This is a genomic window from Curtobacterium sp. MCPF17_046, assembly GCF_003224295.1.
Taxonomy (GTDB): domain Bacteria; phylum Actinomycetota; class Actinomycetes; order Actinomycetales; family Microbacteriaceae; genus Curtobacterium.
The window spans coordinates 56242-82933 of sequence record NZ_QKLB01000001.1 but is presented as its reverse complement, the minus strand read 5'-3'; the positions used below and the strand labels follow the sequence as shown (position 1 = coordinate 82933).

Annotated in this window: 24 protein-coding genes; 3 read left to right on the top strand and 21 right to left on the bottom strand. The window is 70.0% G+C overall.

Annotated features, from left to right (window positions below; translation table 11 throughout):
• Nucleotides 1–168: 168 nt before the first annotated feature.
• The 5 genes from DEJ32_RS00365 to DEJ32_RS16080 form a co-directional block, all read right to left on the bottom strand.
• Nucleotides 169–1092 carry an ABC transporter substrate-binding protein gene (locus DEJ32_RS00365; protein ID WP_110899955.1) on the bottom strand — a complete coding sequence of 308 codons (924 nt, stop codon included), beginning with the start codon at nt 1090–1092 and terminating at the stop codon, nt 169–171.
• The gene (locus tag DEJ32_RS00360) at nt 1089–1817 is read right to left on the bottom strand and encodes an ABC transporter permease (protein WP_110900113.1); all 729 of its coding nucleotides are present in this window, start codon (nt 1815–1817) and stop codon (nt 1089–1091) included. The genes DEJ32_RS00365 and DEJ32_RS00360 overlap by 4 nt, the downstream gene beginning before the upstream one ends.
• Nucleotides 1814–2530: an ABC transporter permease gene (locus DEJ32_RS00355; RefSeq protein ID WP_110899954.1), complete on the bottom strand. Its 717-nt coding sequence runs from the start codon at nt 2528–2530 to the stop codon at nt 1814–1816. The genes DEJ32_RS00360 and DEJ32_RS00355 overlap by 4 nt, the downstream gene beginning before the upstream one ends.
• Complete coding sequence (locus tag DEJ32_RS00350) at nt 2527–3435, bottom strand: ABC transporter ATP-binding protein (protein ID WP_110899953.1); 909 nt, start codon at nt 3433–3435, stop codon at nt 2527–2529. Before DEJ32_RS00350 ends, DEJ32_RS00355 begins: the two co-directional genes overlap by 4 nt.
• Nucleotides 3436–3635: 200 nt before the next feature.
• Nucleotides 3636–4166 (bottom strand): TetR/AcrR family transcriptional regulator, encoded by a 531-nt coding sequence (locus tag DEJ32_RS16080; RefSeq protein ID WP_181420537.1) that lies wholly within the window; start codon nt 4164–4166, stop codon nt 3636–3638.
• 258 nt (nt 4167–4424) lie between these two features.
• On the opposite strand from DEJ32_RS16080, the gene DEJ32_RS00340 reads away from it, so the two are divergent.
• Entirely contained in the window at nt 4425–5582 is a 1158-nt protein-coding gene (locus DEJ32_RS00340) for an App1 family protein (protein WP_110825294.1), read from the top strand.
• Nucleotides 5583–5699: 117 nt separating this feature from the next.
• Entirely contained in the window at nt 5700–7571 is a 1872-nt protein-coding gene (locus DEJ32_RS00335) for a glycoside hydrolase family 15 protein (RefSeq protein ID WP_110899952.1), read from the top strand.
• A gap of 332 nt (nt 7572–7903) precedes the next feature.
• Here DEJ32_RS00335 and DEJ32_RS00330 read toward each other — a convergent pair whose 3' ends face one another.
• From DEJ32_RS00330 to DEJ32_RS00305, 6 genes are all read right to left on the bottom strand, one after another.
• Nucleotides 7904–9277 carry a glucose-6-phosphate dehydrogenase gene (locus DEJ32_RS00330; RefSeq protein WP_110899951.1) on the bottom strand — a complete coding sequence of 458 codons (1374 nt, stop codon included), beginning with the start codon at nt 9275–9277 and terminating at the stop codon, nt 7904–7906.
• 226 nt (nt 9278–9503) lie between these two features.
• Nucleotides 9504–9920, bottom strand: a complete 417-nt coding sequence (locus DEJ32_RS00325) for a cytochrome c oxidase subunit 4 (protein WP_110825291.1) — start codon at nt 9918–9920, stop codon at nt 9504–9506.
• Nucleotides 9921–9926: 6 nt separating this feature from the next.
• Nucleotides 9927–11666, bottom strand: a complete 1740-nt coding sequence (gene ctaD / locus DEJ32_RS00320; RefSeq protein ID WP_181419595.1) for a cytochrome c oxidase subunit I — start codon at nt 11664–11666, stop codon at nt 9927–9929.
• A gap of 12 nt (nt 11667–11678) precedes the next feature.
• Complete coding sequence (gene coxB, locus DEJ32_RS00315; protein ID WP_110825512.1) at nt 11679–12581, bottom strand: cytochrome c oxidase subunit II; 903 nt, start codon at nt 12579–12581, stop codon at nt 11679–11681.
• A gap of 307 nt (nt 12582–12888) precedes the next feature.
• On the bottom strand, nt 12889–13257 hold the full coding sequence (locus DEJ32_RS00310; RefSeq protein WP_110825290.1) for an iron-sulfur cluster assembly accessory protein: 369 nt from the start codon (nt 13255–13257) through the stop codon (nt 12889–12891).
• Nucleotides 13258–13361: 104 nt separating this feature from the next.
• Nucleotides 13362–14825, bottom strand: coding sequence for a dipeptidase (locus DEJ32_RS00305; protein ID WP_110899950.1), 1464 nt, complete (start codon nt 14823–14825; stop codon nt 13362–13364).
• A gap of 51 nt (nt 14826–14876) precedes the next feature.
• On the opposite strand from DEJ32_RS00305, the gene DEJ32_RS00300 reads away from it, so the two are divergent.
• Nucleotides 14877–15452 carry a DUF3043 domain-containing protein gene (locus DEJ32_RS00300; protein WP_110825288.1) on the top strand — a complete coding sequence of 192 codons (576 nt, stop codon included), beginning with the start codon at nt 14877–14879 and terminating at the stop codon, nt 15450–15452.
• 358 nt (nt 15453–15810) lie between these two features.
• Here DEJ32_RS00300 and DEJ32_RS00295 read toward each other — a convergent pair whose 3' ends face one another.
• From DEJ32_RS00295 to DEJ32_RS00250, 10 genes are all read right to left on the bottom strand, one after another.
• Nucleotides 15811–16812, bottom strand: a complete 1002-nt coding sequence (locus DEJ32_RS00295; protein ID WP_284180721.1) for a quinone-dependent dihydroorotate dehydrogenase — start codon at nt 16810–16812, stop codon at nt 15811–15813.
• A gap of 62 nt (nt 16813–16874) precedes the next feature.
• Nucleotides 16875–17378, bottom strand: coding sequence for a transcriptional regulator NrdR (gene nrdR / locus DEJ32_RS00290; protein ID WP_110825286.1), 504 nt, complete (start codon nt 17376–17378; stop codon nt 16875–16877).
• A gap of 12 nt (nt 17379–17390) precedes the next feature.
• Nucleotides 17391–18698, bottom strand: a complete 1308-nt coding sequence (gene hisD, locus DEJ32_RS00285) for a histidinol dehydrogenase (protein ID WP_110899949.1) — start codon at nt 18696–18698, stop codon at nt 17391–17393.
• A gap of 76 nt (nt 18699–18774) precedes the next feature.
• Nucleotides 18775–22257, bottom strand: coding sequence for a DNA polymerase III subunit alpha (gene dnaE, locus DEJ32_RS00280; protein WP_375342305.1), 3483 nt, complete (start codon nt 22255–22257; stop codon nt 18775–18777).
• Between the two features lie 173 nt (nt 22258–22430).
• On the bottom strand, nt 22431–23354 hold the full coding sequence (locus DEJ32_RS00275) for an RluA family pseudouridine synthase (RefSeq protein WP_110825283.1): 924 nt from the start codon (nt 23352–23354) through the stop codon (nt 22431–22433).
• Nucleotides 23355–23364: 10 nt separating this feature from the next.
• On the bottom strand, nt 23365–24036 hold the full coding sequence (gene lspA / locus DEJ32_RS00270; RefSeq protein WP_258368848.1) for a signal peptidase II: 672 nt from the start codon (nt 24034–24036) through the stop codon (nt 23365–23367).
• A 2-nt stretch (nt 24037–24038) separates the two neighbouring features.
• A complete protein-coding gene (locus DEJ32_RS00265; RefSeq protein WP_110825281.1) occupies nt 24039–24719 on the bottom strand; it encodes a DivIVA domain-containing protein in 681 nt (226 codons plus the stop codon).
• Between the two features lie 190 nt (nt 24720–24909).
• Entirely contained in the window at nt 24910–25206 is a 297-nt protein-coding gene (locus DEJ32_RS00260; protein WP_110825280.1) for a YggT family protein, read from the bottom strand.
• 117 nt (nt 25207–25323) lie between these two features.
• Entirely contained in the window at nt 25324–25905 is a 582-nt protein-coding gene (locus DEJ32_RS00255; RefSeq protein ID WP_110889614.1) for a cell division protein SepF, read from the bottom strand.
• A gap of 44 nt (nt 25906–25949) precedes the next feature.
• Nucleotides 25950–26675, bottom strand: coding sequence for a YggS family pyridoxal phosphate-dependent enzyme (locus DEJ32_RS00250; RefSeq protein ID WP_110899948.1), 726 nt, complete (start codon nt 26673–26675; stop codon nt 25950–25952).
• Nucleotides 26676–26692 lie beyond the last annotated feature (17 nt).

Below are 26692 nucleotides of genomic sequence, written 5' to 3'. Positions count from 1 at the left end.
CCTGCACATACGTGCACGGCTATTGCACGGCACAACCGTGCGGAACACATGTCACTCCGGGGGCACATCCGTGCGGAACAGCTGTGCCCGTCGACACCCCTCCCGGGAACGGCGACAGGCGCCGGGCTGGAGGCCCGACGCCTGTCTTCGAGAACGAGGATCCGCCTCCTAGAGGAGACCCTTCTCCGTCAGGAACTCCTTGGCGATGTCCGCGGACTTCTCCTTGTCGACCGTGCTCTTCGTGTTCAGGTCGATGAGCGCTTCGGTCGTCAGGACCTCGCTGACCTCGTCGATCGCGTCGGCGGCCTTCTCGTCGACCTTGTCGGACACGACCGGCGTGACGTTCTGCGGCACGATGAGGTTCTCCGGGTCCTTCAGCGTGACGAAGCCGTTCGCCTTGATGCTCGGGTCCGCGGTGTAGATGTCGGCGAGCTGGACGGTGCCGTCCTTGAGCGCCTTGACCGTGAGCGCGCCGCCCGAGTCCTCGATCGCCTTCGACTCGACGTCGACGCCGTACACGGACTTGAGGCCCTTCGGGCCGTACGGCCGCGTCTGGTTCTCGGAGTTCGCCCCGACGGTCAGCTTCTCCTTCACGTTCTTCAGGTCGGCCAGGCTCGTCACGTCGTTCTCCTCGGAGAACTCCTTCGTGACGGTGTAGCTGTCCTGGTCGGTGGCCTCGGCGGCGTCCAGGGCACGGATGCCCTCCGGCAGCGCCGACTCGAGCTCGTCGGCGATGTCCGACTCGCTCTTCGCGGTCGAGTCCTTGTCGTAGTACTGCAGCAGGTTGCCGCTGTACTCCGGCATCACGTCGACCGCGCCCTTCTGCAGCTGGGGCAGGTAGACCTCGCGCTGACCGATCTGGTAGTTGCGCTCGACCGTGAAGCCGTCCTTCTCGAGGACCTGCGCGTAGAGCTCGGCGATGATCTCGTTCGAGTAGTAGGCCTGCGACCCGACGACGATGGTCTTCGAGTCGGACGGGGCGCTGGAGCCGCTGTCGAGCGGGCTGCTGGACGAGCAGCCGGCGAGTGCCGCTGCCGCGCCCAGGGCGACCGCTGCGGCGAGGCCGGCGCGGAGCTTGGGTGCTGTGATCACGAGGGGGTTCCTTCCGGGATGGGTTTGCGGGGCCGCTCACGCGATCCCGAGCGTCGTCGTGACCCGCGCTCGGCGACGCCCGCGGGCACCACCGCCCGCTGGAGCACGGCGAAGACGACTTCGAACGCGATCGCCAGGACGATCACGAGGACGGAGGCGCCGAGCATCATGGCGTAGTCCTGGGTCTTGAGCCCGAGGAACACGTAGCCGCCGAGGCCACCGGATCCGACGTACGCGGCGAGGGTGGCGGTCGCGACGACCTGCAGCACGGCGGCACGGATGCCGCCGACGAGCAGTGGGAGCCCGAGGGGGATCTCGACCTTGGTCAGGATCTGCCACCCGGTCATGCCCTGTGCGCGTGCGGCGTCGACGGTGACCGGGTCGACGGACTCGATCCCGGCGTAGGCACCGGCGAGCACCGACGGGATCGCCAGGATGACGAGCGCGAGCAGCGGCGCCTGCAGGTTCACGCCGAGCAGGAGGCCGAACAGTGTCAGCACGCCGAGGGTCGGCAGCGCGCGGACGCCGCCGGAGAGCGCGATCGCGACGCCGCGCGCCCTGCCGGTGTGGCCGATGAGGTACCCGATCGGCACGGCGATCACCGCGGCGATGACGACGGCGACCAGAGAGATCCAGACGTGCTCCCACAGCCGGACCGGGATGCCGTTCGGGCCCGGGTAGTTGGCGGGGTCGAGCACCCACGCGAAGGCCTGTCCGATGATCACGAGGACACCTCCGCGGTCTGCAGCACGCGCCGCGCGGCCCGCTTCGACCCGGTCGACGCGCGCGTCCACGGCATCACCATCCGGCCGATCAGCACGAGCAGCCCGTCGATCGCGAACGCGAGGACGAGGACCATGACGATGCCCGCCACGATCTCCTCCGGGATGTTCCGCCCGATGCCGTCGGTGAACAGCGACCCGAGACTCCGGATGCCGAGCACCGCGCCGACCGTGGTGAGCGAGATGGTCGACACCGACACGACCCGGAGACCGGCGAGCAGGACCGGACCGGCGAGCGGCAGGTCGACGCGGAAGAAGCGCTGCACGCCGGAGTAGCCCATCGCCGTCGCCGCCGACGTGGTGGCCGGGTCGACCGACCCGAGCCCGTCCACGGTCGACCGCACCATGAGCGCGAGGCCGTACAGCGTCAACCCGACGACGACGTTGACGGGGTCCTGCAGCCCGGTGCCGATGATGCCGGGCAGCGCGATGAAGAGCGGGAGTGACGGCACGGCGTAGAGCAGCCCGGCGACGGTGACGATGCCGCCGCCGAACCCGCTGCTGAGTCGCGCGGCGCCGGGACGACGGAGTCGGACGACCAACCACCCGATCGGGATCGACACCAGGAACGCGATGACGATTGGCGGCAGGGCGACGGCCAGGTGCGCCAGCGTGTCGTCCCCGATCGTGTCGAGGTTCGACAGCACCCACTTCACCGGGTGCTCCCACCCTGCGCCGCAGCACCCGGGACGCGTGCGGGCGTCCCGGCCTCGGAGCGGACAGCGGCAGCGGCGTCGACGACGCCTGTGGGACCGGTCAGGACGCCGGCGGCGCGGCCGTCCCCGTCGACGACGATCGGACCGGTCGGGGTCTGTTCGACCCGGAGCGCGCGGCGCCCCCGCCCGGCTCCGATGAAGTTCGCGACGAAGTCGTCGGCCGGCGCGGACAGGATCCCCGCCGGGGTGCCGAGCTGGGCGATCTCGCCGCCCTTCTTGAGGATGACGACCTGGTCGCCGAGCTTGAACGCCTCGTCGATGTCGTGCGTCACGAAGACGACGGTCTTGCCGAGCTCGCGCTGGAGCCGGATCAGCTCGTCCTGCAGGTCGTTGCGCACGAGGGGGTCGACGGCACCGAACGGTTCGTCCATCAGGAGGATGTTCGGGTCGACGGCGAGCCCGCGGGCCACACCGACCCGCTGCTGCTGGCCGCCGGAGAGCTGGGAGGGGTACCGGTCCGCGAGGGAGCGGTCGAGGCCGACGGTGTCCATGAGCTCGAGGGCACGCGCCCGCGCGTCCGCCTTCGGGACCCCGGTCAGCACCGGCACCGTGGCGATGTTGTCCGCGACCTTCCGGTGCGGCAGCAGGCCGGCGTTCTGCATGACGTAGCCGATCCGGCGGCGGAGCTGCACGGGGTCGACGCCGGCGATGTCCTCGCCGTCGATCTGGACGGAACCCGCCGTGGGGTCGATCATCCGGTTGATCATCCGGAGCAGCGTGGTCTTGCCGCATCCACTCGATCCGACGAACACCGTCGTGGTCCGCGAGGGGATCACGAGGTCGAACGACTCGACGGCGGTCGTGCCGTCCGGGTAGGTCTTGCGCACCGAGCGGAACTCGATCATGGGTGCCCTTCTTGGTGGAGGTAGCCCGACTCCGGAGACAGTACAGGTCCGGGCCCATACCGGTCCGGTCGTGTCGTCGCATGACGCCTGGCGGACATCGGTGCGGTTCCCGCGCAGTCCGGACAGGGTCCGGACGCACGGACGCCCGCCCCTCGTGTTCGGAGGGACGGGCGTCGCGGTTCGGTGCAGCGGACGACCGGTCAGGAGGCTCGGATCACCGACTCCAGGTAGGGCCGGCTCATGGCGCGGTACGCGTCGATGAGCGCGTGGTCCGGGTTCTCGCGGTCGACGTGCGCGCGGGCGAGGACGGCGTGTGCCGACTCGGCGAGCACGACCCAGGCGCGGCTCAGCGCCTCCGACTGCGGCAGGTCGAAGCGCTCCCGCATGACGACGCCGACGGCACCGCCCAGGGCCGCCAGCCGGTCGGCGTCCTCGTCCCCGGAGGTGGTGTCGATGTCGGCGAAGCGGATCGCCCGGAAGCCGGGCTCGGTGCGGTACATCTCGGCGGTCATCTCGATGAGGGCGTCGCAGCCCTCCTGCCAGGTGGTGGCGCCGGACGCGTCGAGCGTCTCGACGAACCGAGCGGCGAGGCGCTGGGTGCAGCGGATCGCGAGCGCCTCGACGACGGCGATCCGATCCGGGAAGTACCGGTAGACCGTGCCGATGGACGCTCCGGCACGTTCGGCGACCATGGCGGTCGTCAGGCGCTCGAACCCGATCTCGTCGATCACCGCCGCGGCGGCGTCGAGCAGACCTGCGAGGCGGGCCGAGCTCCGTGCCTGGACCGGCTCGTTCCTGAGCAGTGATGATCCCCCTGGCAGAGCGTTCGGAACCTCGGTGACGAGCACGTGTTCTCCTTCTCGCGGTGACCGCGGGCTGAATGACTGAGACGGCAACTCTGACAGAGACCGCCTTGGTCTTGGCTGCGATTCCCGGGGTGTCGGGCGCTGACCGGGCTCCTCGTCACCCCCGCATGGGATGATGGTGCGATGCCCGAGACGACGCCTCCGGACCCTGCTGCGCCCCGGGACACCAGCACTCCCCCGCAGCGCGACGCCCGGTCCGTCGAACGGGAACACGACCGTCGTGAGCAGGCGCCGTGGGGCATCCAGCAGTGGGAGACGGCGATCCCCGAGCCGATCCTGCACCGCGCGGCCCGGATCGAGGACGCCGTGCAGGAGTTCCGCGAGCAGCACGCCCGGAAGCGCGGCCAGGTCCCGACCGTGATCCCGTACACGGGGTACGGCGCGCCGGGGTGGGTCCGCGTGCTCTGCCGGGTGCTCCTGACCCGCCGCGGCCTGGCGTCGGACGTGTCGTACTCCGGGGTCCGCGGCTGGCGCAGCTTCACGAGCGTCGCCGTCGACCACGCCGAGGTCACGATCACGGCGGGGGGCTCGACGCACACCGTGACGAGCGACCGCGGCGGCGTGGTCGACACGATCGTCCCGATCGACCTCGAACCGGGCTGGCAGAAGATCCGGCTGTCCGCCGGCGGCATGCGCGACGTCGACGCCGACGTCTTCGTGGTGCACCCGGACACCCGCTTCGGCCTGCTCTCCGACATCGACGACACCGTGATGGTCACGAGCCTCCCCCGTCCGATGCTGGCGGCGTGGAACTCCTTCGTGCTGACCGAGCACGCCCGCCGTCCGGTGCCCGGCATGTCGGTCCTCTACGAACGCGTCCTCGCGCAGCACCCGGGCGCGCCGACGGTCTACCTGTCCACCGGTGCCTGGAACGTCGCGCCCACCCTCGGGCGGTTCCTCTCCCGCAACATGTACCCGTCCGGCACGCTCCTGCTCACCGACTGGGGCCCGACGCACGACCGCTTCTTCCGCAGCGGGCAGCAGCACAAGCAGGACAACCTGCGGCGCCTCGCCCGGGACTTCCCGGACGTGCAGTGGCTCCTCGTCGGCGACGACGGCCAGCACGACGAGCACCTGTACGGCGAGTTCGTCCGCGAGCACCCCGACAACGTCGCCGCGGTCGCCATCCGGCAGCTCTCCACGAGCGAGGCCGTGCTCGCCGGTGGCCGTTCCCGGGCGCAGGAGCGGACGAGGGACTCGACGAAGCCCTGGGTCTACGCACCCGACGGTGCCGGGCTCTGGACGGAGCTCGGCCGGGTCGGGATCGCCGACGTCGACTGACCGACCGCCCGCCCTGCTCGTCCGGACCGCGCCGCTTCGCCCGAGGTCATGCCGGGTGTGATCTGAACGCACCCTCAGCGCAGGTGCCCACGGGGACCGGGTGGTTCGATCGAGGACATGGCTCAGCGCATCGAGGACCACGCCCTCATCGGGGACTGCCACACCGCTGCTCTCGTGACGCGGGACGGCGACGTCGACTGGGCGTGCCTACCCCGGTTCGACAGTGCCTCCACCTTCGCCGCGCTGCTCGGCGACGAGCACGACGGGCAGTGGTCGCTCCGCCCGACCGACGGCACCGCGACCCCCGTCCGCCGACACGACGGCGACTCCCTCGTGCTGTCGACGGTGTGGACGACCCCGACCGGCGTCGTCGAGGTCACCGACTTCATGCCGGTCGACGAGCACCGCGCCTCGATCGTCCGGCGGGTGCGCGGCCTCACCGGCTCCGTCGAGGTGCGACAGGTGCTCCGCATCCGGTTCGGCTACGGCGACGTCCTCCCCTGGATCCGCCAGGTCGGGGACGACGACGAGCCCGTGCTCGTCGCCACGGCCGGCCCGGACGCCGTCGTCGTCCGCGGACCCCGGTTCCGCGCGGACGACCACCGGCACGTCGTGACGACGACCATCCACGACGGTGACGTCCTCGACACCACGCTCACCTGGTTCCCGTCGCACCGCGAACCCCCGGAGCCGTTCGACGTCGACGATGCACTCCACCGGACCCGCGACTGGTGGCACGACTGGACGTCCCGGACGCGGGCCGAGGGCACGTACGCGCCCGCCGTCCGGAGTTCGCTCATGTACCTGCGGGCGATGACCCACGCCGAGACCGGCGGCGTCGTGGCGGCCGCGACCACGAGCCTCCCGGAGGACCCCGGCGGCGAACGCAACTGGGACTACCGCTTCGTGTGGCTCCGCGACGCGTCCATGGCGCTCGCGTCCCTCATCGCCCACGGGTACCGCGACGAAGCCGCCGACTGGCGCGGGTGGTTGCTCCGTGCGATCGCCGGGGACCCGGACGACGTGCAGATCATGTACGGCATCGCCGGCGAACGCGAGCTGCCGGAACGGACCCTGGAACACCTGACCGGCTACGCCGACTCGACGCCGGTCCGCGTCGGCAACGGCGCCTACACGCAGTACCAGGGCGACGTGTTCGGTGAGGTGCTGTCGGCGCTGCACGACGCCCGCGAGCTCGGCGTCGAGGAGAGCGGGGCCTCGTGGTCGCTGCAACGCGCCCTGCTCGCGCACGTCGAGGAGCACTGGCAGGACGCGGACAACGGGATCTGGGAGATGCGTGGGCCGAGGCGGCACTTCACACACTCGCGGGCGATGATCTGGGCCGCCTTCGACCGCGGGGTCGCCGCCTGCGAGGAGTTCGGGCTCGAGGGACCGGTCGAACGGTGGCGGTCCCTGCGCGACCAGGTGCGCGCCGAGATCGAGGAGCACGGCTGGAACGCCGAGCGTGGCTCCTACCGGCAGCACTACGACACCGACGAGGTCGACGCCAGCCTGCTCGTCCTGCCGCAGATCGGGTACTGCCGGCCGGACGACCCGCGGATGCTCGGGACCGTCGCGGCGATCGAGGAGGACCTGCGCGTCGGCGACGACGGCCTCGTGCTGCGGTACCGGACGTCCTCCGGCTTCGACGGACTGAGCGGGACGGAGCACCCGTTCCTCGCCTGCTCGTTCTGGCTCGTCGAGCAGTACGCCGGTTCCGGGCGCCTGGCCGACGCCGAGCGGCTCATGGACGTGCTCGTCGGCTACGCGAACGACGTCGGCATGCTCTCCGAGGAGGTCGACGTCGCCACGGGGCACCACATCGGCAACACCCCGCAGGCGCTGTCGCACCTCACCCTCGTCACGGCGGCCGACGCGATCGCGCGGGCGCAGGGCGCGGCCGCGGGTCACCGGACGCGCGCGGCGCAGCACAGCGGCGGCACGGCGAGCGTCACCGGCGCCGGCGCGCGAGCGGGGAACACCGCCTGACCCGCGGGCGGGCTGCTCCGCGGCGGCCCTCGAGGTTCGGGAACTGCGGGACCCGCTCCGCGAGGTTCGACAACGTCGGAACCCCGCTCGGCGAGGTTCCGCGATGTCGGGACCCCGCGCGGCCAGGTTCCGGAACTGCGGAACCCCGCCGCGCGCACACGGCGTGTCCTGGAACCTCGACGAGCACACCCCCAGCCCACCGGCCCGGCAACAGCGGCCCGCTCGGCAACCAGCGGTCCGCTCCGTAACCAGCGCCCGGCTCGTGCCTGGAACGGACGGGAGGCCCGGTACCAACTGGTACCGGGCCTCCTGTCAGGACGTCGTGCCGTGCGTCAGGACGAGCTGACCCACTCGGCCGGCCCACGGGAACCGGCGCGGTACTCTCCGAGCGGGACCGCTCCGGACTTCCACGCCGTGACGACCGGCTCGACGATCTCCCAGCAGCGCTCCGCCACGTCACCGCGGATGGAGAGCAGCGGGTCGTCGTGGAAGATGCCGTTGAGCACCTCGCCGTAGGGCGTCAGCTCGCCGTCGTCGAAGGACGACGACAGGGTGACCTGCCCCATCTCGAACGGGTTGCCGCCGCCGTTCGCCGAGACCGACAGCTCGATCTCGTCCGGGTTGAGGACGATGCGCAGCGTGTCGGCCTTCGCGCGACCGGTCAGGCCGGACGGCAGGCGGGTGACCGGCTTGAAGGTGATGAGCACCTCCTTGCGGCTCGCGCCGAGCGCCTTGCCCGAGCGGAGGGTGAAGGGGACGCCGGCCCAGCGGGCGGTGTCGACCTCGACCTCGATCTCGGCGAGCGTCTCGGTCGCGCGCGACGCGTCGACGCCGTCCTCCTCCTGGTACGAGGGGAGCTCTTTGCCGTCGATCGTGCCGGCGGTGTAGACCGCCCGGCGCGAGGCGATGGTGGCGTCGTCGCCCTTGAGGCGGGTGGAGCGGAGCACACGGGCCAACGAGGACCGGAACTCGACCGAGTCGATCGCGGCCGGTGCGTCCATGGTCACGAGGGCCAGGATCTGCAGCAGGTGCGACTGGATCATGTCGACGAGGGCGCCTGCCTCGTCGTAGTACTGGGCGCGGTTCTCGAGGCCGAGGGTCTCGTCGTAGAAGACGTCGACCTTCTCGATGTTCTCGGCGTTCCAGATCGGCTCGAACAGGCGGTTCGCGAAGCGCAGGCCGATGATGTTGAGCACCGTCGTGCGACCGAGGAAGTGGTCGGTGCGGTGGACCCGCTCCTCCGGCACCAGCTCGAGCACGGTCTTGTTGAGTGCCTCGGCCGACGCGACGTCGGTGCCGAACGGCTTCTCGAACGCCAGGGTCGTGCCCTCGGGGAGCTCGACGCCCTGCAGGGCCTCGCAGATGTCCGAGGCGATCTGCGGCGGGAGGGCGAAGTACAGGATCGGCTCGGCATCGGCCGCGGCGAGCAGCGCCTTCAGGTGCTCCGGGTCGGTCGGGTCGCCCTGGATGAACTGCGTCGACTCGATGGTCGCGTTGACCTCCGGGCCCGTCACGTCCTGCGACGCGAACGACTTCGTGACGATGTCCTTCCACTGCTCCTCGCTGCGGGCGCTGCGACCCGTGCCGATGAGCTGCACCGGGACCGACCGGCCGCTCTGGAGGAACGTGCCGAGACCGGGCAGGAGGAGGCGGGAGGCGAGGTCGCCCGTCGCGCCGAAGATGATGAGGGTGCGCTTGTCGGTCACCTGAGGTGACTCCTTTCGCTTGTGGACGGTCCGCTGGACCTCAGGCCGCGAGCATGCGGTCCTCAGGACCCAAGGCCCATCGTGCCCGGGTTGTTCCCGGGCCGTTGTCGAGAAGTGGGTGATGTGGATGACCGGGGCGTCGAGCTCTTCTGTGGAGGCCCGGATCACCCCGGACGCAGTTCGGGCGGCACCGAGATGGTGCCGCCCGAAGCGCGTGGAGTGGAGGTCAGTGCCCGAAGTTGCCGCGGTAGTACTCGTAGACCCAGCCGACCAGGGTGATCGCGACGAGCGCGAGACCGATCGGCACGATCCACAGACCGGCGGCGACGCCGAGGAAGCAGACCGCGATGGCCGCGGCCAGGAAGATCGGCCACCACGACCACGGGCTGAAGTGCCCGAGCTCGGCGTCGCCGTCCTCGATGTTCGCGTCCTGGCGGTCCTCCGGCAGCACCCCGCCCTGTGCCGACATGACGCGGCCCAGGTAGAAGGCGATGAACGCGGACATGATCCCGGTCAGGCCGATCGAGAGGGTACCGACCCACTCGATGTTGCCGTAGTAGATGACCGACCAGATCGTGTACGCGGCGTCCGCGATCACGAAGAAGATGAACAGGATCCAGAACAGATTGGTGTTGGCGCGCATGGCGTGTTACTTCACCTCGCCCTTCGCGGCGTCGTAGGTCGGAGCGTCGGGAGCGTCCTTCGCGGGTCCCACACCGACCGGCACGCCGGCCTCCGGGTGGTTCAGGTCGAACGCCGGGGACTCCGAACGGATCCGCGGGATCGACGTGAAGTTGTGCCGCGGCGGCGGGCAGGAGGTCGCCCACTCGAGCGAGCGGCCGTAGCCCCACGGGTCGTTCACGGCCACCTTCGGCGCGTTCCGAGCCGTTACGTAGACGTTGAAGATGAACGGCAGGAACGAGATGCCGAGGATCATCGAGCCGACCGTTGAGACCTGGTTCATCCACGTGAAGTTGTCGTCCGGCAGGTAGGTCGCGTACCGACGGGGCATGCCCACGACACCGAGCCAGTGCTGGATGAGGAACGTCGTGTGGAACCCGACGAAGAGCAGCCAGAAGTGGATCTTGCCGAGACGCTCGTTGAGCATCTTGCCCGTGAACTTCGGCCACCAGAAGTAGAAGCCGGAGAACATCGCGAACACGACGGTGCCGAAGACCACGTAGTGGAAGTGCGCGACGACGAAGTACGAGTCGGACACGTGGAAGTCGAGCGGCGGCGAGGCGAGGATCACGCCGGTCAGGCCACCGAACGTGAAGGTGACGAGGAAGCCGATCGCCCAGAGGATCGGGGTCTCGAACGTCACCGAGCCGCGCCACATGGTGCCGACCCAGTTGAAGATCTTCACGCCGGTCGGGACCGCGATGAGCATCGTCATGAGCGAGAACCACGGCAGCAGCACGCCGCCGGTGACGTACATGTGGTGTGCCCACACCGTGATCGACAGGGCCGCGATGGTGATGGTCGCGTAGACGAGGGTCTTGTACCCGAAGATCGGCTTGCGGCTGAAGACCGGGAAGACCTCGGAGACGATGCCGAAGAACGGCAGCGCGATGATGTACACCTCGGGGTGTCCGAAGAACCAGAACAGGTGCTGCCAGAGCAGTGCCCCACCGTTGGCCGGGTTGAAGATCTGGGCGTCGAACACGCGGTCGAGACCGAGGCCGAACAGCGCTGCCGCGAGGACCGGGAAGGCCATCAGCACGAGGAGGCTCGTCACGAGGACGTTCCAGGTGAAGATCGACATGCGGAACATCGTCATGCCCGGGGCACGCATCGTGATGATCGTGGTGATGAAGTTGACCGCACCGAGGATCGTGGAGAAGCCGGTCATGCCGAGACCGAACACCCACAACGTGCCGCCCAACCCTGGTGTGAACGTCGTGTCACTCAGTGGCGCATAGGCGAACCACCCGAACGAAGCTGCACCCTGCGGGGTGAGGAAGCCGCCGACGGCGATGGCGCTGCCGAAGAAGTACATCCAGAAGGCCAGGCCGTTCAGACGCGGGAACGCCACGTCCGGCGCGCCGATCTGCAGCGGCATGATCGCGTTCGCGAAGCCCGAGAAGAGCGGCGTCGCGAACATCAGCAGCATGATCGTGCCGTGCATCGTGAAGAGCTGGTTGTACTGCTCCTTGGTCGGCACGACCTGGAGACCCGGCTCGAACAGCTGCGCGCGGATGACGAGCGCCATGATGCCCGCGAGCAGGAAGTAGAGGAACGAGGTGATCAGGTACATGTACCCGATCGTCTTGTGGTCGGTGGACGTCGCCCACCGCACGATGATGTTGCCCTTGCGACCGACCTTCGATGCCTGGAAGTCCGGCGTCGAGGGCCTGGTGGTCGCCTGGCCGACGAATGACGTTGTCATTGAGACGCGCCCTTACTTCTTGTCGCTCGACGCCTCGGCAGGCGCCTCGTTGTTCGGCTGGTTCGTGTTGGTGTCGTACTCGTTGCCGAGCAGACCGACGTTGCCCTCGTCCGCGAGGGACTGGAGGTAGTCGTCGTACTCCGCCTGCGACACGACCTTCACCTGGAAGAGCATCAGCGAGTGGTACTCACCGCAGAGCTCGGCACACTTGCCCTGGTACGTGCCTTCCTTCTCCGGGATGAAGTACTCGTAGTTCGTCTTCCCCGGGAGCATGTCCTTCTTGTAGAGGAAGTCGATGACCCAGAAGGAGTGGTTGACGTCGCGCGAGCTGAGCTCGATCTCGACCTTCTTGCCGACCGGCAGGTACAGCGTCGGGAGCAGCGACTCGTCGACCGCCCCGCCGCCGTTCTCTTCTTCCTGGGCCTGGATGCCCTGGTAGTAGACGCTGTCGTTCGGGTTCTTCTGGTCGATGTAGTTGAAGTCCCAGCCCCAGCGCTTGCCGTAGACGTGCACGGTGGCGTCCGGCTGCGCGAAGGGCTTCTCGATCGCTTCCTGGTCCTTCGCGGTGAAGGCGAAGAAGCCGAGCACGAGGATGAGCGGCACGAGCGTGTAGAAGATCTCGAGCGGCATGTTGTACCGCATCTGCACGGGCAGGCCGGTCTGGCCCTTCCGGCGGCGGTAGACGATCGCGGCCCAGATGACGAGGCCCCACACGATCAGACCGACCGCCAGCAGGACGATCCAGCTCGTCGTCCACAGGCCGACGATGCGGCTCGTGTGGTTGGTGACGTCCTTCGTCTCCTCCGTGCCGGGGAGCCATCCGTTCAGCTGCTGCTGCGAGCAACCAGCCAGTGCGATGACCAGACCGACGGCCACCGGGACGGCCGCCCAACGTATACGGCGATTCGAACGCACTGTTACCTCTCGGAAAGACGTGGGCCGGATCCAGTCGGTGGTCGACTGGCTGACGACGAGGATCCCGTCGACGAGCTCCGCGGTCGGCACGAGGCCGGCACATGGGTGGCTCCCAGCTTGGTTGGAACACTCCTAGCTTACTCGCAGCCGTCGACACCGAGCGCACAACCGACACGCGTTGTGGACGGAACGAGGGCTGCGGAAGCCGGTTTCCCCTGGTCATCGACGTCGGGGAACCGGTCCGGGGACGCGAACGGGGAGCGACCGTGTCGGTCGCTCCCCGTTCGCGTGTCGGATCGTCGGACGATCAGTGGAAGCTGTCGCCACACGCGCAGCTACCCTGCGCGTTCGGGTTGTCGATCGTGAAGCCCTGCTTCTGGATGGTGTCCTCGAAGTCGATCGTGGCGCCGTCGAGGTAGGGCACGCTCATCTTGTCGACGACGACCTCCACCCCGTCGAACTCCGCGGTGGCGTCACCGTCGAGGAGCCGCTCGTCGAAGTACAGCTGGTAGATCAGGCCCGAGCAGCCGCCGGGCTGGACGGCGAGGCGCAGGCGGAGGTCGTCGCGGCCTTCCTGCTCGAGCAGGCTGGCGACCTTCGCCGAAGCCGCGTCGCTCAGCAGCACACCGTGCGACGGGGCGTCGGTCGCTGCTTCGGTCGTGATGGTGTCGCTCATCGGCGTCTCCCTCGTTGGCGGTGACGTTCACCGGCCGTCGCGTCGATTCTAAGCACGCGCACCGACCTCCGGGACCCCGGTCCAGCACCTGTGGAGGAGACACCTCACGCGCGGCCCTGCAGGCGGGCGAGCAGGACGGCCTCGGACAGGACGGCACGGTGCAGCACGCCGAGGTGCTGCGACTCGTTCGGGCTGTGCGCCCGGGTGTCCGGGTCCTCGACGCCGGTCACGAGGATCTGCGCCTCCGGGAACTCCGCGGCCAGGTCCGAGACGAACGGGATGGACCCGCCGATGCCCTGCTCCACCGGGTCGGTGCCCCAGCCCTCGGACATCGCGGTGCGGGCCTCGCGGACCGCCCAGCCGGACGCGTCCACCAGGAAACCGTCACCGGTGTCGACCTCCGTGATCTCCATCCGGGCGCCGAAGGGGACGCGATCGCGGAGGTGGGCCTCCACGGCGGCGAACGCCTCGGCGGCGGCCTGGCCGGGCGCGACCCGCACCGACACCCGCGCCGAGACGGTGGGCAGGAGCGTGTTCGACGCGTTCGCGACGCTCGGGACGTCGAGACCGGTCACGGTGATCGACGGCTGGAACCACATCCGGGACAGCACGGGACCGTTGCCCACGGGACGCGCACCGTCGACCAGGGCGGCCTCGGCCGCGAAGTCCGCCTCGGAGCGCTCCGGCACGGGCGCGTCGTGCGCGGTCAGCCCCGCGACCGCGACCGCTCCATCGTCGTCGTGCAGCGAGGCGAGCAGACGCACCATCGGCATCATGGCGTCCGGCGCCGCTCCCCCGTACATGCCGCTGTGGCTCGCGTGTTCGAGGGTCGTCACGGTGAGCTTGAAGGTGGTGTTGCCGCGCAGGGACACCGTGATCGCCGGCACCTCGGTCGACCAGTTGTCGCTGTCCGCGACGACGATGACGTCGGCGGCGAGGTGGTCACGCTGCTCCCGCAGGAAGGTGCGGAACGAGCGGGAGCCGAACTCCTCCTCGCCCTCGACGAACAGCACGATGCCGACGTCCAGGTCGTCGCCGAACTGGGCGTGCACGGCACGGAGCGCCGCGACGTGGGTCATCACGCCGGCCTTGTCGTCCGAGGCGCCGCGCCCGTACAGGCGGTCACCGCGGAGCGTCGGCTCGAACGGCGGGGTCTCCCAGAGCGCGTCGTCGCCCTGCGGCTGCACGTCGTGGTGCGCGTACAGCATGACGGTCGGCTTGCCGTTGCGGGCAGGGCGCACCGCGAGCACCGCCGGCTGGCCGAGTTCGGTGTCCGTGTCGGCAGTGTCGGTCGGGGTGTCGCCCTCGACGGCGGAGCGGACGATGCGGACCTCGTCGAACACACCGGTCGACCGCACCAGATCGGCCACCGCCTCCGCGCTGCGCTGCACCTGGGCGGGGTCGAACGCGGACCACGACACCGACGGGATGCGGACCAGGGCGGACAGGTCGGCGATCGTCGTGGGCAGTGCACCGTGCACGTGCTCGCGCAGCGCCTCGAGCAGGGCGGGTTCGGTCGCGGGTGCCTGGGATCCGGCGTCGGGGCTGTGCTTCTCGGAGTCGGTCATGGCCGGTAATCTAGAGGACGTCCAGCCCGCACAACGCCGTTAGGAACCACCGTGGCGAAGGCAGCCCCCAAGACCAACGTGACCGTGAACCCCGGTGACGACGACCTCGTCGCACACGGCAAGGGTCGCCCGACGCCCTCGCGACGCGAGCGGGAAGCCGCGAACCGGCGTCCGATCGTCGGCAACTCCCCCGCGGACAAGAAGGCCGCCCGGGCGCGTCTGAACACCGAGCGCGAGCGTGCGCGGGTCGGCATGGCGAACGGCGAGGAGCGCTACCTCCCGGCGAAGGACCGGGGCGAGGAGCGTCGCTTCATCCGCGACTTCATCGACGCCCGCTGGAACGTCGGCGAGGTCATGATGCCCGTCCTCGTGCTCTTCCTGATCGTCGGCTTCGTCGCCGCGCAGACGCCCGCGGCCTCGTACTCGCTGCTGTTCATCTGGGCGTTCGTGCTGCTCTTCGTGCTCGACTGCACGGTCATCTGGTTCATGCTGCGTCGACGCTTCGCCGCCGCCGGCCGGACCTTCCAGCGCGGGAACTTCCTCTACATCCTCACGCGCGGGTGGCAGCTGCGGTTCCTCCGCCTGCCCAAGCCGCAGGTCAAGCGCGGGCAGTACCCGACGCTCTGACACAGATTCGACGCTCTGGCACAGACCCATTGCTCTGAAACAGGGCCTTCCGCCGGCAGCCGGCGGACGAGAGCGCCGTCGACCTCCGGGTCGGCGGCGCTCTCGTCGTCCGGGGGCGCCGATCGCGTCGAGCGATCGGCCGGGAGGCGCGGCGCCAGCCCGACGCGCACCTCCCGCTGACGGGCGGCTCGGTTCCAGCCCGACGCGCACCTCCCGCTGACGGGAGGCCCGGTACCAGCCCGGCGCGCGCCTCCCGGCCGACGGTGCGCAACGCGGGACGCAGGTCGCGGTCCGGCACGGGACGGGTCGTCAGCGGAGCAGCACGACGCACTGCGTCGTCCGCGGAGCCGTTGACGCGTCAGCTGTGGCGCAGTCGCCGCCGCCGGAGCCGGTTGATCCGCATCGCCCAGGTCGGCCCCTCGTAGAGGAACGCGGTGTAGCCCTGCACGAGCGTCGCACCGGCCTCGATCCGCGCCTGGACGTCCGCCTCCGACGTGACGCCGCCCACCGCGATGACGCAGAACCCCGCGGGCACGGCGGCACGGACGCGTCGCAGCACGGCGAGCGAGCGCTCCCCGAGCGGTGCGCCGGACAGCCCGCCCGCACCCATCGCCCGGACGTCGGCGTCCGGGGTGGTCAGTCCGCCGCGCTCGACGGTGGTGTTCGTCGCGATGACCCCGGCCAGGCCCAGGTCGACCGCGAGTCCGGCGATGGCGTCGATCTGCTCGTCCGTCAGGTCCGGCGCGATCTTGACGAGGACCGGGGTGCGACCGGCGGCCTCGTGTACGGCGGCGAGCAGCGGGCGGAGGTGGTCGAGTTCCTGCAGTCCGCGGAGGCCCGGCGTGTTCGGCGAGCTGACGTTCACGGCCAGGTAGTCGGCGAAGGGCGCCAGCAGGCGCGTCGACTCGAGGTAGTCCTCGACGGCGTCCTCGACCGAGACCACCCGGCTCTTCCCGATGTTCACGCCGATGACCGGGCGCCCCGGGTTCCGGCGGGCACGCTCGAGGCGTCCGGCGGCCTTGACGGCGCCGTGGTTGTTGAAGCCCATCCGGTTGATGAGCGCACGGTCGGCGATCAGTCGGAAGAGCCGCGGACGCTCGTTGCCCGGCTGGGGTCGCGCCGTGACGGTGCCGACCTCGACGTGCCCGAACCCGAGCACGCCGAGTCCGGCGATCGCGCGGGCGTCCTTGTCGAACCCGGCGGCCATCCCGAACCGGGACGGGAAGTGGATGCCCATCGTGGTGATCCCGTCCTCGGCGGACGGCCGCGCCGAGCGCTCGACGGCGCCGGCGACGACGGGCACCTTCGGCAGCCACCGGATGACGGCGAACGCGAGGTGGTGCGCCCGTTCGGGGTCCATCTTCGCGAAGACCGTGCGGAACACCACGCCGTAGCCGGCGCGGACGAGCGTCTCGACGCCGCTCACGCGCTGGCGCCGTCCGTGCTGCGGTCGGGGGCGCGGAGCTCCCGGGGGCCGGCGTGGTGGTCGATCCGCAGCTGCCCGATCGCGTCCTCGAAGTCCTCGAGCGAGTCGAACGCCTGGTACACGCTCGCGTAGCGGAGGTACGCGACCTCGTCGAGCTCGCGGAGCGGGCTGAGGATGGCCAGGCCGATGTCGTTCGCCTCGATCTGGCTCGCGCCGGAGGACCGCACGATCTCCTCCACCCGCTGCGCGAGCACCGCGAGGTCGGAGTCCGTCACCGGGCGCCCCTGGCAGGCCTTCCGTACGCCGGAGATGATCTTCTCGCGACTGAATGGTTCGAGGACGCCGTTGCGCTTGACGACGCTGAGCGACGCGGTCTCGGTCGTCGAGAACCGCCGCCCGCAGTTCGGACACTGGCGGCGGCGTCGGATGGAGGTTCCGTCGTCGCTCGTCCGGGAGTCGACGACGCGGGAGTCCGGGTGGCGGCAGAAGGGGCAGAACATGGCGCCCCCAGGCTAGCGGTTCGTGCGTTCCGACACGGCCGCACCGTGCGCCGGCAGCTGTTCCTCGGTCGAGAGCGCCACGATGTGCGGGACCACCTCGGCGAGTGCCTGCGCGGTGTACCGCACCACCTGCTGCGGCCGGAGGAAGGTGGACGCGGACAGCCCGGAGCCGAACCGTGCCTGGCCGCCGGTCGGCAGGACGTGGTTCGACCCGGCCAGGTAGTCACCGAGGCTGACGGGCGCGTGCGGCCCGACGAACACCGCGCCGGCGGCGTCGATGTCCGCGAGCACGGCGTCGTCGTCCGCGGTCTGGATCTCGAGGTGCTCCGGCCCGTACGCGTTGCTCACGGTCGCGGCGTCGGTGAGCGAGTCCACCAGGACGATCGCGGACTGCGGTCCGTCGAGCGCGGCCTGGAGGCGCGTGGCCGTCCCGAGCACCGCCGTGCGCTCCGGGATCACCGCCTCCACCGCGTCGGCGAACGCGGCCGAGGTCGTCACGAGCACGCTGCCGGCCTGCTCGTCGTGCTCCGCCTGGCTGATGAGGTCGGCGGCGACGTACCCGGGGTCCGCCGTGTCGTCGGCGATCACGAGGATCTCGGAGGCACCGGCCTCGGAGTCGATGCCGACGACGCCCCGGACGAGGCGCTTCGCGGCGGCGACGTAGTTGTTCCCCGGGCCGGTGACCAGGTCGACCGGGTCGAGACCGATCTCGGGCACGCCGTACGCCAGCGCGCCGACCGCGCCGGCGCCACCCATCGCGTAGACCTCGTCCACGCCGAGCAGTCCGGCCGCGGCGAGGATCGTCGGGTGCACGCGTCCCCCGTGGTCGCGCTGTGGCGGGGAGACGAGGGCGATGGAGTTGACGCCGGCGACCTGCGCGGGGACGACGTTCATGACGACGCTCGACGGGTAGACGGCCTTGCCGCCGGGCACGTAGAGGCCGACGCGACGCATGGGCTGCCACCGCTGGTGCACCTCGGCTCCGTCGGCGAGCGTGGTCACGGACCCGGTGGGCACCTGCGCCGCGCTGGCGGCCCGGACCCGGCGGATCGCCTCGTCGAGGGCGACCCGGAGCTCGGGCGCGAGGCCCGCGACGGCCGCGTCGATCTCGGCGGCCGGGACCCGCACGTGCTCCGGCGCTCCACCGTCGAAGCGTTCCGCCTGCTCGTGCAGCGCGGCCGCGCCGTGCTCGCGGACGGCGTCCACGAGGTCCCGGGCCGCGGCCGTGGCGCTGCTGACGTCACCGGCGGCACGCGGCATGAGACGGAGGAGTTCGGCGCGGGGCGGGAGCCCCCCGCGGAGGTCGATTCGCTGCATCATGAGGCCCCCAGCGTACCGAGCACCACCGTCGACCGGGGACGACGGGGGTGCTCGGTCGCGGTTGGTACCGGAGCCGTCAGACCAGGCAGCGCGGTCCGAGCAGGCTCTTCAACTCTCCGAACAGGTCCGGTGTCAGCGCGACCGGGAACGGCAGCTCGAACGTCCGGGCGACGTCGTCCTTGAGGAGCTTCAACCGCACCTCGGTGTCGCCCTGGTGCCGACCGAGCACGGCCGCCAGTTCGGTCACCGTCTGTGTGGTGGCCTGGCGCTCCGGCAGGGACAGCGTGAGCGGCCCGGACCCCATCGCGTCGCCGACGTTCGGCTGGAACATGCTCACGGCGTGCAGGGCCTTGCCGTCGTCGCGGACGTTGACGCGGCCGCGCAGGACCACGATCGAGTCCGGGACGAGCGACGGCCCGAACTCCTGGTACGTCTTGCCGAGGAACATCACGCCGATCTGGCCGCCGAAGTCCTCGATGTCGACGATCCCGTACGGGTTGCCGCTCGTCTTCGCCACGCGGTGCTGCACGCTCGTCAGGAGCCCGGCGACCGTGACGGTCTCGCCCTCCACCGAGTCGTCCGCTCCGAGCAGGTCGGCGATGGTGATCGACTGGTGCTTCGCGAGTTCGATCTCGAGCCCGGCGAGCGGGTGGTCCGACACGTAGAGCCCGAGCATGTCCCGCTCGAACGCCAGCTTGTCGCGCTTGGACCACTCCGGCCGCTCCGGCACCTGGGACACCGTGAGCGATGCCGGCTGCTCTTCCGCGACCTCGGCGAACAGGGAGTCGAAGTCGAACCCGACGTTGCCGTTGGCCTCGTCGCGCTTGACCTTCACCGCGGCCTCGACCGCGCCCTCGTGGATCTCGACCAGGGCACGGCGGCTGTCGCCGAACCCGTCGAACGCGCCCGCCTTGATGAGCGACTCGACCGTCCGCTTGTTCGCCGACGAGATCGGGATCTTGCGGAGGAAGTCGTGGAAGGACTCGAAGGCGCCCTTCTCGGTGCGCGCCGCGACGATGTCGTCGACGACGTTGAACCCGACGTTGCGGATGGCTCCCATGCCGAAACGGATGTCGTCCCCGACGGCGGCGAAGAACCCGATCGACTCGTTCACGTCCGGCGGCATGACCCGGATGCCCATCCGGCGGCACTCGTTCAGGTAGAGCGCGAGCTTGTCACGGGCGTCGCCGACGCTCGTCAGCAGCGCCGCCATGTACTCGGCCGGGTAGTGCGCCTTGAGGTACGCGGTCCAGAACGACACGACGCCGTACGCGGCCGAGTGCGCCTTGTTGAAGGCGTAGTCGGAGAACGGCAGCAGGATGTCCCACAACGTCCCGATCGCCGCGTCGGAGTACCCGTTGTCCTTCATGCCCTGCTGGAACCCGGCGTACTGCTTGTCCAGCTCGGACTTCTTCTTCTTGCCCATCGCGCGGCGGAGGATGTCCGCCTGGCCGAGGGAGAACCCGGCGACCTTCTGCGCGATGGCCATGACCTGCTCCTGGTAGATGATCAGGCCGTAGGTCCCGCCGAGGATCTCCGCCAGGGGCTCCTCGAGCTCGGGGTGGATCGGGGTGATCGCCTGCTCACCGTTCTTGCGCAGCGCGTAGTTCGTGTGCGAGTTCGCACCCATCGGCCCCGGTCGGTACAGGGCGATGAGCGCGGAGATGTCCTCGAAGTTGTCCGGCTTCATGAGGCGGAGGAGCCCGCGCATCGGGCCGCCGTCGAGCTGGAACACGCCGAGCGTGTCGCCGCGCTGCAGGAGCGCGTAGGCCTCGGGGTCCTCGAGGCCCATGGTCTCGAGGTCGAGGTCGATCCCGCGGTTGCTCTTGATGTTGTCGAGGGCGTCGCTGATGATCGTGAGGTTCCGGAGGCCCAGGAAGTCCATCTTGATCAGGCCGAGCGACTCCGCTGCCGGGTAGTCGAACTGCGTGACGATCTGGCCGTCCTGCTCCCGCTTCATGATCGGGATGATGTCGATCAGCGGGTCGCTCGACATGATGACGCCGGCGGCGTGCACGCCCCACTGCCGCTTCAGCCCCTCGAGCCCCAGCGCGGTGTCGAACACCGTCTTGGCCTCCGGGTCGGTCTCGACGACGGTCCGGACGTCCACGGCTTCCTTGTACCGCGGGTGGTCCTTGTCGAAGATGCCGGTGAGCGGGATGTCCTTGCCCATCACGGGCGGCGGCATCGCCTTCGTGAGCTTCTCGCCCATCCCGAAGGGGAACCCGAGCACGCGCGAAGAGTCCTTGAGGGCCTGCTTCGCCTTGATCGTGCCGTACGTGACGATCTGCGCGACGCGCTCCGACCCGTACTTCTCGGTGACGTACTTGATCGCCTCACCGCGGCGCCGGTCGTCGAAGTCGACGTCGAAGTCGGGCATCGAGACGCGGTCCGGGTTGAGGAACCGCTCGAAGATGAGACCGTGCCGGATGGGGTCGAGGTCGGTGATGCGCATCGCGTAGGCGACCATCGAGCCGGCGCCGGACCCGCGACCCGGGCCGACCCGGATGCCGTTGTTCTTCGACCAGTTGATGAAGTCGGCGACCACCAGGAAGTACCCCGGGAAGCCCATCTGGTTGATGATGCCGACCTCGTAGTCGGCACGCTCCTGGACGTCGGCCGGGATGCCGCCGGGGTAGCGGTACTGCAGCCCCTTCGCCACCTCCTTCTCGAACCAGGAGTGCTCGGTCTCCCCCTCCGGCACGGGGAACTTCGGCATGTAGTTGGCGGAGGTGTCGAACTCGACGTCGCAGCGCTCGGCGATGAGGAGCGTGTTGTCGCACGCCTCGAGGTTGTCGCGGAAGACGTGCCGCATCTGCGCCGGCGTCTTCAGGTAGAACTCGTCGGCGTCGAACTTGAAGCGGTTCGGGTCGTTGAGCGTCGACCCCGACTGCACGCAGAGCAGCGCCGCGTGCGAGGTGGCGTCGTGCGCGTGCGTGTAGTGCAGGTCGTTCGTGCCGACCAGCGGGATGTCGAGGTCCTTCGCCAGGCGGATGAGGTCGCTCATGATCCGGCGCTCGATCTCGAGTCCGTGGTCCATGACCTCGGCGAAGTAGTTCTCCTTGCCGAAGATGTCGCGGTAGTCCGCGGCGGCCTGGACGGCCTCGTCGTACTGCCCGAGCCGCAGACGCGTCTGGATCTCGCCCGATGGGCATCCCGTCGTCGCGATGATGCCCTCGTGGTGTTCCTGCAGGAGCTCGATGTCCATGCGGGGCTTGAAGTAGTACCCCTCGAGCGACGCCTTCGACGACAACCGGAACAGGTTGTGCATGCCCGTGGTGTTCTCGGCGAACATCGTCATGTGCGTGTACGAGCCGGCACCCGAGACGTCGTCACCGCCACCGTCGCCCCAGCGCACACGGGTCTTGTCCGACCGGTGGGTGCGCGGCGTGATGTAGGCCTCGGTCCCGATGATCGGCTTGACGCCGCCCGCCTTCGCGGTCTTCCAGAACTCGAACGCCCCGAACATGTTGCCGTGGTCGGTCACCGCCACGGCCGGCATGCCCTGCGCGGCGGTCTCCGCCACGAGGTCGGAGAGCCTGGCGGCACCGTCGAGCATCGAGTACTCGCTGTGCACGTGCAGGTGGACGAAGGAGTCGGAATCCGACACGGAACCTCCGGTTCGTACGGTCTGCTGCGGGGTGGGGACAGCCTAACCGCGACCGGTGACGATCCCGAGCGTGTCGCGGAGGACGCCGTGCGGTCGACCGGTTCTGCTGGTCGTGTTCCCGGTCAGGCCGCGCGGATCCGGTCGAGCGCCTGCTGCAGGTCGTCCGGGTAGGACGCCTGGAACTCCACCCACTCCCCGGTCCGCGGGTGCGCAAAGCCGAGCCGGACGGCGTCGAGCCACTGCCGGGTGAGGCCGAGCTCGCCCGCCAGCACCGGGTCGGCGCCGTACATGGTGTCGCCGACCAGCGGGTGGCGTGTCGCGGCCATGTGCACGCGGATCTGGTGGGTGCGCCCGGTCTCCAGGTGCACCTCGAGCAGGGTCGCGGACCGGAACGCCTCGAGCGTCTCGTAGTGCGTGACGCTCGGCTTGCCGTCGGCGGTGACGGCGAACTTCCAGTCGCTCGACGGGTGCCGACCGATCGGGGCGTCGATCGTGCCGGACGTCGGGTCCGGGTGGCCCTGCGCGAGCGCGTGGTACACCTTCTCGACGGTCCGCTCCTTGAACGCCCGCTTCAGGTGCGTGTAGGCGAGTTCGGTCTTCGCGACGACCATCAGGCCCGACGTGCCGACGTCGAGGCGGTGCACGATGCCCGCACGTTCGGCGGCGCCGGAGGTCGCGATCGTGAAGCCCGCGGCGGCGAGCCCACCGGGCACCGTCGGACCGTCCCAGCCCGGGGACGGATGTGCTGCCACCCCGATCGGCTTGTCGACGACGACGATGTCCTCGTCGTCGTGCACGACGGTCATGCCCGGGACGACGGCGGGGACGATGCGCGGCGGTTCCTTCGGGTGCCACTCCACCTCGAGCCACGTGTCGGCGTGCAACCGGTCGGACTTGTCGACGACGACGCCGTCGACCCGGACACCGCCGGCCGCGACGACGTCCGCGGCGAAGGACCGGCTGAAGCCGAGGAGCTTCGCGATGGCGGTGTCGACACGCTCACCGGCGAGCCCGTCGGGCACGGGCAGACTGCGGGACTCGCTCATGCTGTCCGCGTCACGTCGCGTCGTGCCCGAGGGCGTCGTGCGTGCGACCGTCGTGCCGGCTGCCGTCGGGCCGGGAGGCCCGACCCGCGTCCGGCGCGTGCCCCGCGTCCGTCGTGTCGGTGGCGTCGGCCTGTGCCGCGGCCGTCCGGCGCGCCTGCTTGTCCGACACCGACCGCGTCCCGTCGAGGTTCACCCCGAACACCACGAGCAGCACGAACACCACCATGCTGATGCAGATGAACGAGTCCGCGACGTTGTAGATCGCGGGCATCATCCACGGCGTCGAGATGAAGTCGACGACGTGCCCGCGTCCGAAGCCGGGCTCCCGGAAGAGCCGGTCGGTCAGGTTGCCGAGTGCGCCGCCCAGGAGCATGCCGAGGACGAGTGCCCACCACATCGACCGGATCCGACGCGCGTACACGACGATCGCGACGACCACCGCGGCCGAGATGAGCGAGAACACCCACGTCATGTTGACCGCGAAGGAGAACGCGGCACCCGGGTTGCGGACCGAGAGGAACTGCAGGGCGTCCCCGAGCACCGGGACGACGACGCCTTCCGGCAGCTCCGCGACGACGAGCGCCTTCGTGACCTGGTCGGCGGCCAGCACCACGACAGCGGCGAAGGCCAGTGCCGCGATCGCGCGTGCACTGACCTTCGCTCGTGGGACGGGTCGGTCCAACGTCAGTTGCCGAAGCCCTGCGCCGAGGCCGGGGCCGGCGCGAAGCCGGACTGCTCGGTGCTGGCCGACGAGTCGAGCTCGGCGAGCTGGCCCTGGATGTAGCTCTTGAGCTGCGCACGGTAGTCGCGCTCGAACGTGCGGAGCTCGTCGATCTTGCCCTCGAGCTGCGTGCGCTCCTGGTCGAGGACCGCGACACGCTGACGGTTCTGGTTCTCGGTCTCGGCGATGATCTGGCGCTGCTTCGCTTCGGCCTCGGAGACGAGGCGGGCGGCCTGCGCCTGGCCCTCGGCGATGAGGGCGTCACGCTTCTCGACACCTTCACGCACGTGCTCCTCGTGCAGACGACGAGCGAGCGTCAGGAGGTTCGTGGTGCCCTCGGTGTCCTCGTCCGGGTTGACCGTGGTGCTCGGTGCGGCGGCGGCGACCGGGGCGGGCTCCGGAGCAGCGGCGACCGGGGCCGGCTCGGGCGTCGGTGCCGGCGCGGGCTCGTCGTCCTTGGCGAGCGACGGCGCGGAGCCGGCGGACTCGAGGCGCTGGCGCAGCTCCTCGTTCTCCTGGTTCAGGCGACGCAGCTCGGCCACGATCTCGTCGAGGAAGTCGTCGACCTCGTCCTGGTCGTAGCCCTCGCGGAACTTGGTCGGCTGGAACCGCTTGTTGACTACGTCTTCCGGCGTCAAAGCCATTGCCGTCACCTCAATAGAACTGCTGAACGTGTGGAACCGGGGCCCTGCTGGCCGTCCGTGCTGAACCTACCAGCGGGACTCCCGGTGCGGATGTCCCGCCGGGGCGGGGCATCGATCCCGACCACCGTACACCGAGGGCGGGGCCGAACCGTGTCGGATCGCCGCGTGGCGCGTGTCGGACGGATCGGGATCAGACGAATCGGTAGGCCAGGGACTGGACCACGACGCGCAGGATGATGACGACGAGCATCACGATCGTCCACCCGAAGTCGAGCATCACCGGACCGAGTCGGAGCGGCGGCAGCACGCGGCGAACGGCCTTGATCGGCGGATCGGTCACCGTGTAGACGAACTCCGCGATGACGAGCAGCACGCGCTGCGGCCGCCAGCCGCGGTTGAACGACTGGACCAGGTCGAGGATGAAACGCCCCCACATGATGAAGAAGTAGAGCGTCAGGACCAGGGAGAGGATCGTGAAGATGAACACGTTTCGGCTCGCTCGTCTCGTGTGACCGGTACCGGGACGGGCCGGTCACGGGGCGGGTGGGCCTGGGTGCCGCGCGGTGTCCCGGGACCCGTCGGACCCCGGTACCGCACGGGCGGCTCAGGACTGGGCGAAGAAGTTCGCCTCGATGTCGGACTCTACCTCAGCTGGCTCGCCGCTCACTGCGATGTGCGCGGGCGACAGCAGGAAGACCTTGTTCGTGACGCGCTCGATCTTGCCGTAGAGACCGAGCGACAGGCCGCTCGCGAAGTCGATCATGCGACGGGCGTCCGTCTCGGTCATCTGCGAGAGGTTGATGATCACGGGGATGCCGTCGCGGAAGCTCTCGGCGATGGACTGGGCGTCCTTGTACTCGCGCGGGTGGACGGTGAGGATCTCGTTCATTTCCTGGACCGGGGTCGCCTTCTGTGCGGTCGTGTGCGAGCGGCGGAGCGGGGTGACCTGCGCGCCGCGCTGGGAGGTGTGCGTGGGCTTCACGGCGACGGCGGCCGGAGCCGACGCGGCCGGGGCTGCGGCCGTCGCGACCGCGGGGGCAGCGGCAGCGGGGGCGTCCTGCTGCGCCGCGGGGGTGGAGGACGGCTGGCGCGCCTGCGTCGGCGCAGCCTGCTGCTCGTCCTCGTACTCGAGTTCCTCATCGGCGAGGCCGAGGTAGACCATCGTCTTCTTCAGGGGGTTGGCCATGGTTCCTCCGGGAAGTCCGTGCTCGTTGGTGCCCTGTGTCGAGGCTAGGGCGCGTCCGGCCGTTTCCCGGTGATTGCGGTCCCGATCCGCAGGTGTGTCGCGCCCTCGGCGATCGCCTCGGCGTGGTCGCCGCTCATGCCGGCCGAGATGTCGGTCGCGGTGGGCTCGATCGCGCGGACCCGCTCGGAGACCGCCCGGAGCCGGGCGAACGCGGCGCGGGGCTCCTCGTCGAGCGGGGCGACCGCCATCACGCCGCGCAGCCGCAGGGTCCCCGTCGCCAGGACCCGTTCCGCCAGGGCGTCGACGTCCTCGGGTGCGACACCGCCGCGTCCGGGATCGTCGGTCAGGTTCACCTGGACGAAACCGTCGAGCACGCGGGGGTCCGGTTCGGCGTCCGTCGGCGCGAAGGCGTCGACGACGCTCGCCCGGTCGAGCGACTGCACGACGTCGGCGTACCGTCGCGCCTGCCGGGCCTTCTTCGACTGCAGCTGTCCGATGAAGTGCCAGGTCAGGCCGAGGTCGGCGAGCTCGGCCGCCTTCGCCTGGGCCTCCTGGTGCCGGTTCTCCCCCACGTCGGTGACGCCGAGCGCGGCGAGCTCGCGCACCAGGGACGCCGGGTGGTACTTCGTGACGACGACGAGCGTCAGCTCGTCGTCCGAGCGCCCGGCGGTCCGGGCCGCCTCGGCGATGCTGCCGCGGACGGACGCGAGCCGAGCCTCCAGTCCGGTGTCGGGTGGGAGGCTCGGCTCGCTCTGGTGCCCAGCGGTCACGATGCGCTCGTGCTCAC

What these genes read in the sequence shown, in the direction of transcription:
- DEJ32_RS00350 (WP_110899953.1), bottom strand. Translation starts at nt 3,435, where the DNA reads ATGATCGAGTTCCGCTCGGTGCGCAAGACCTACCCGGACGGCACGACC.
- DEJ32_RS00340 (WP_110825294.1), top strand. Translation starts at nt 4,425, where the DNA reads ATGCCCGAGACGACGCCTCCGGACCCTGCTGCGCCCCGGGACACCAGC.
- DEJ32_RS00335 (WP_110899952.1), top strand. Translation starts at nt 5,700, where the DNA reads ATGGCTCAGCGCATCGAGGACCACGCCCTCATCGGGGACTGCCACACC.
- DEJ32_RS00325 (WP_110825291.1), bottom strand. Translation starts at nt 9,920, where the DNA reads ATGCGCGCCAACACCAATCTGTTCTGGATCCTGTTCATCTTCTTCGTG.
- ctaD (WP_181419595.1), bottom strand. Translation starts at nt 11,666, where the DNA reads ATGACAACGTCATTCGTCGGCCAGGCGACCACCAGGCCCTCGACGCCG.
- DEJ32_RS00310 (WP_110825290.1), bottom strand. Translation starts at nt 13,257, where the DNA reads ATGAGCGACACCATCACGACCGAAGCAGCGACCGACGCCCCGTCGCAC.
- DEJ32_RS00305 (WP_110899950.1), bottom strand. Translation starts at nt 14,825, where the DNA reads ATGACCGACTCCGAGAAGCACAGCCCCGACGCCGGATCCCAGGCACCC.
- DEJ32_RS00295 (WP_284180721.1), bottom strand. Translation starts at nt 16,812, where the DNA reads ATGGACCCCGAACGGGCGCACCACCTCGCGTTCGCCGTCATCCGGTGG.
- nrdR (WP_110825286.1), bottom strand. Translation starts at nt 17,378, where the DNA reads ATGTTCTGCCCCTTCTGCCGCCACCCGGACTCCCGCGTCGTCGACTCC.
- hisD (WP_110899949.1), bottom strand. Translation starts at nt 18,698, where the DNA reads ATGATGCAGCGAATCGACCTCCGCGGGGGGCTCCCGCCCCGCGCCGAA.
- dnaE (WP_375342305.1), bottom strand. Translation starts at nt 22,257, where the DNA reads ATGCTCGACGGTGCCGCCAGGCTCTCCGACCTCGTGGCGGAGACCGCC.
- DEJ32_RS00275 (WP_110825283.1), bottom strand. Translation starts at nt 23,354, where the DNA reads ATGAGCGAGTCCCGCAGTCTGCCCGTGCCCGACGGGCTCGCCGGTGAG.
- DEJ32_RS00265 (WP_110825281.1), bottom strand. Translation starts at nt 24,719, where the DNA reads ATGGCTTTGACGCCGGAAGACGTAGTCAACAAGCGGTTCCAGCCGACC.
- DEJ32_RS00255 (WP_110889614.1), bottom strand. Translation starts at nt 25,905, where the DNA reads ATGGCCAACCCCCTGAAGAAGACGATGGTCTACCTCGGCCTCGCCGAT.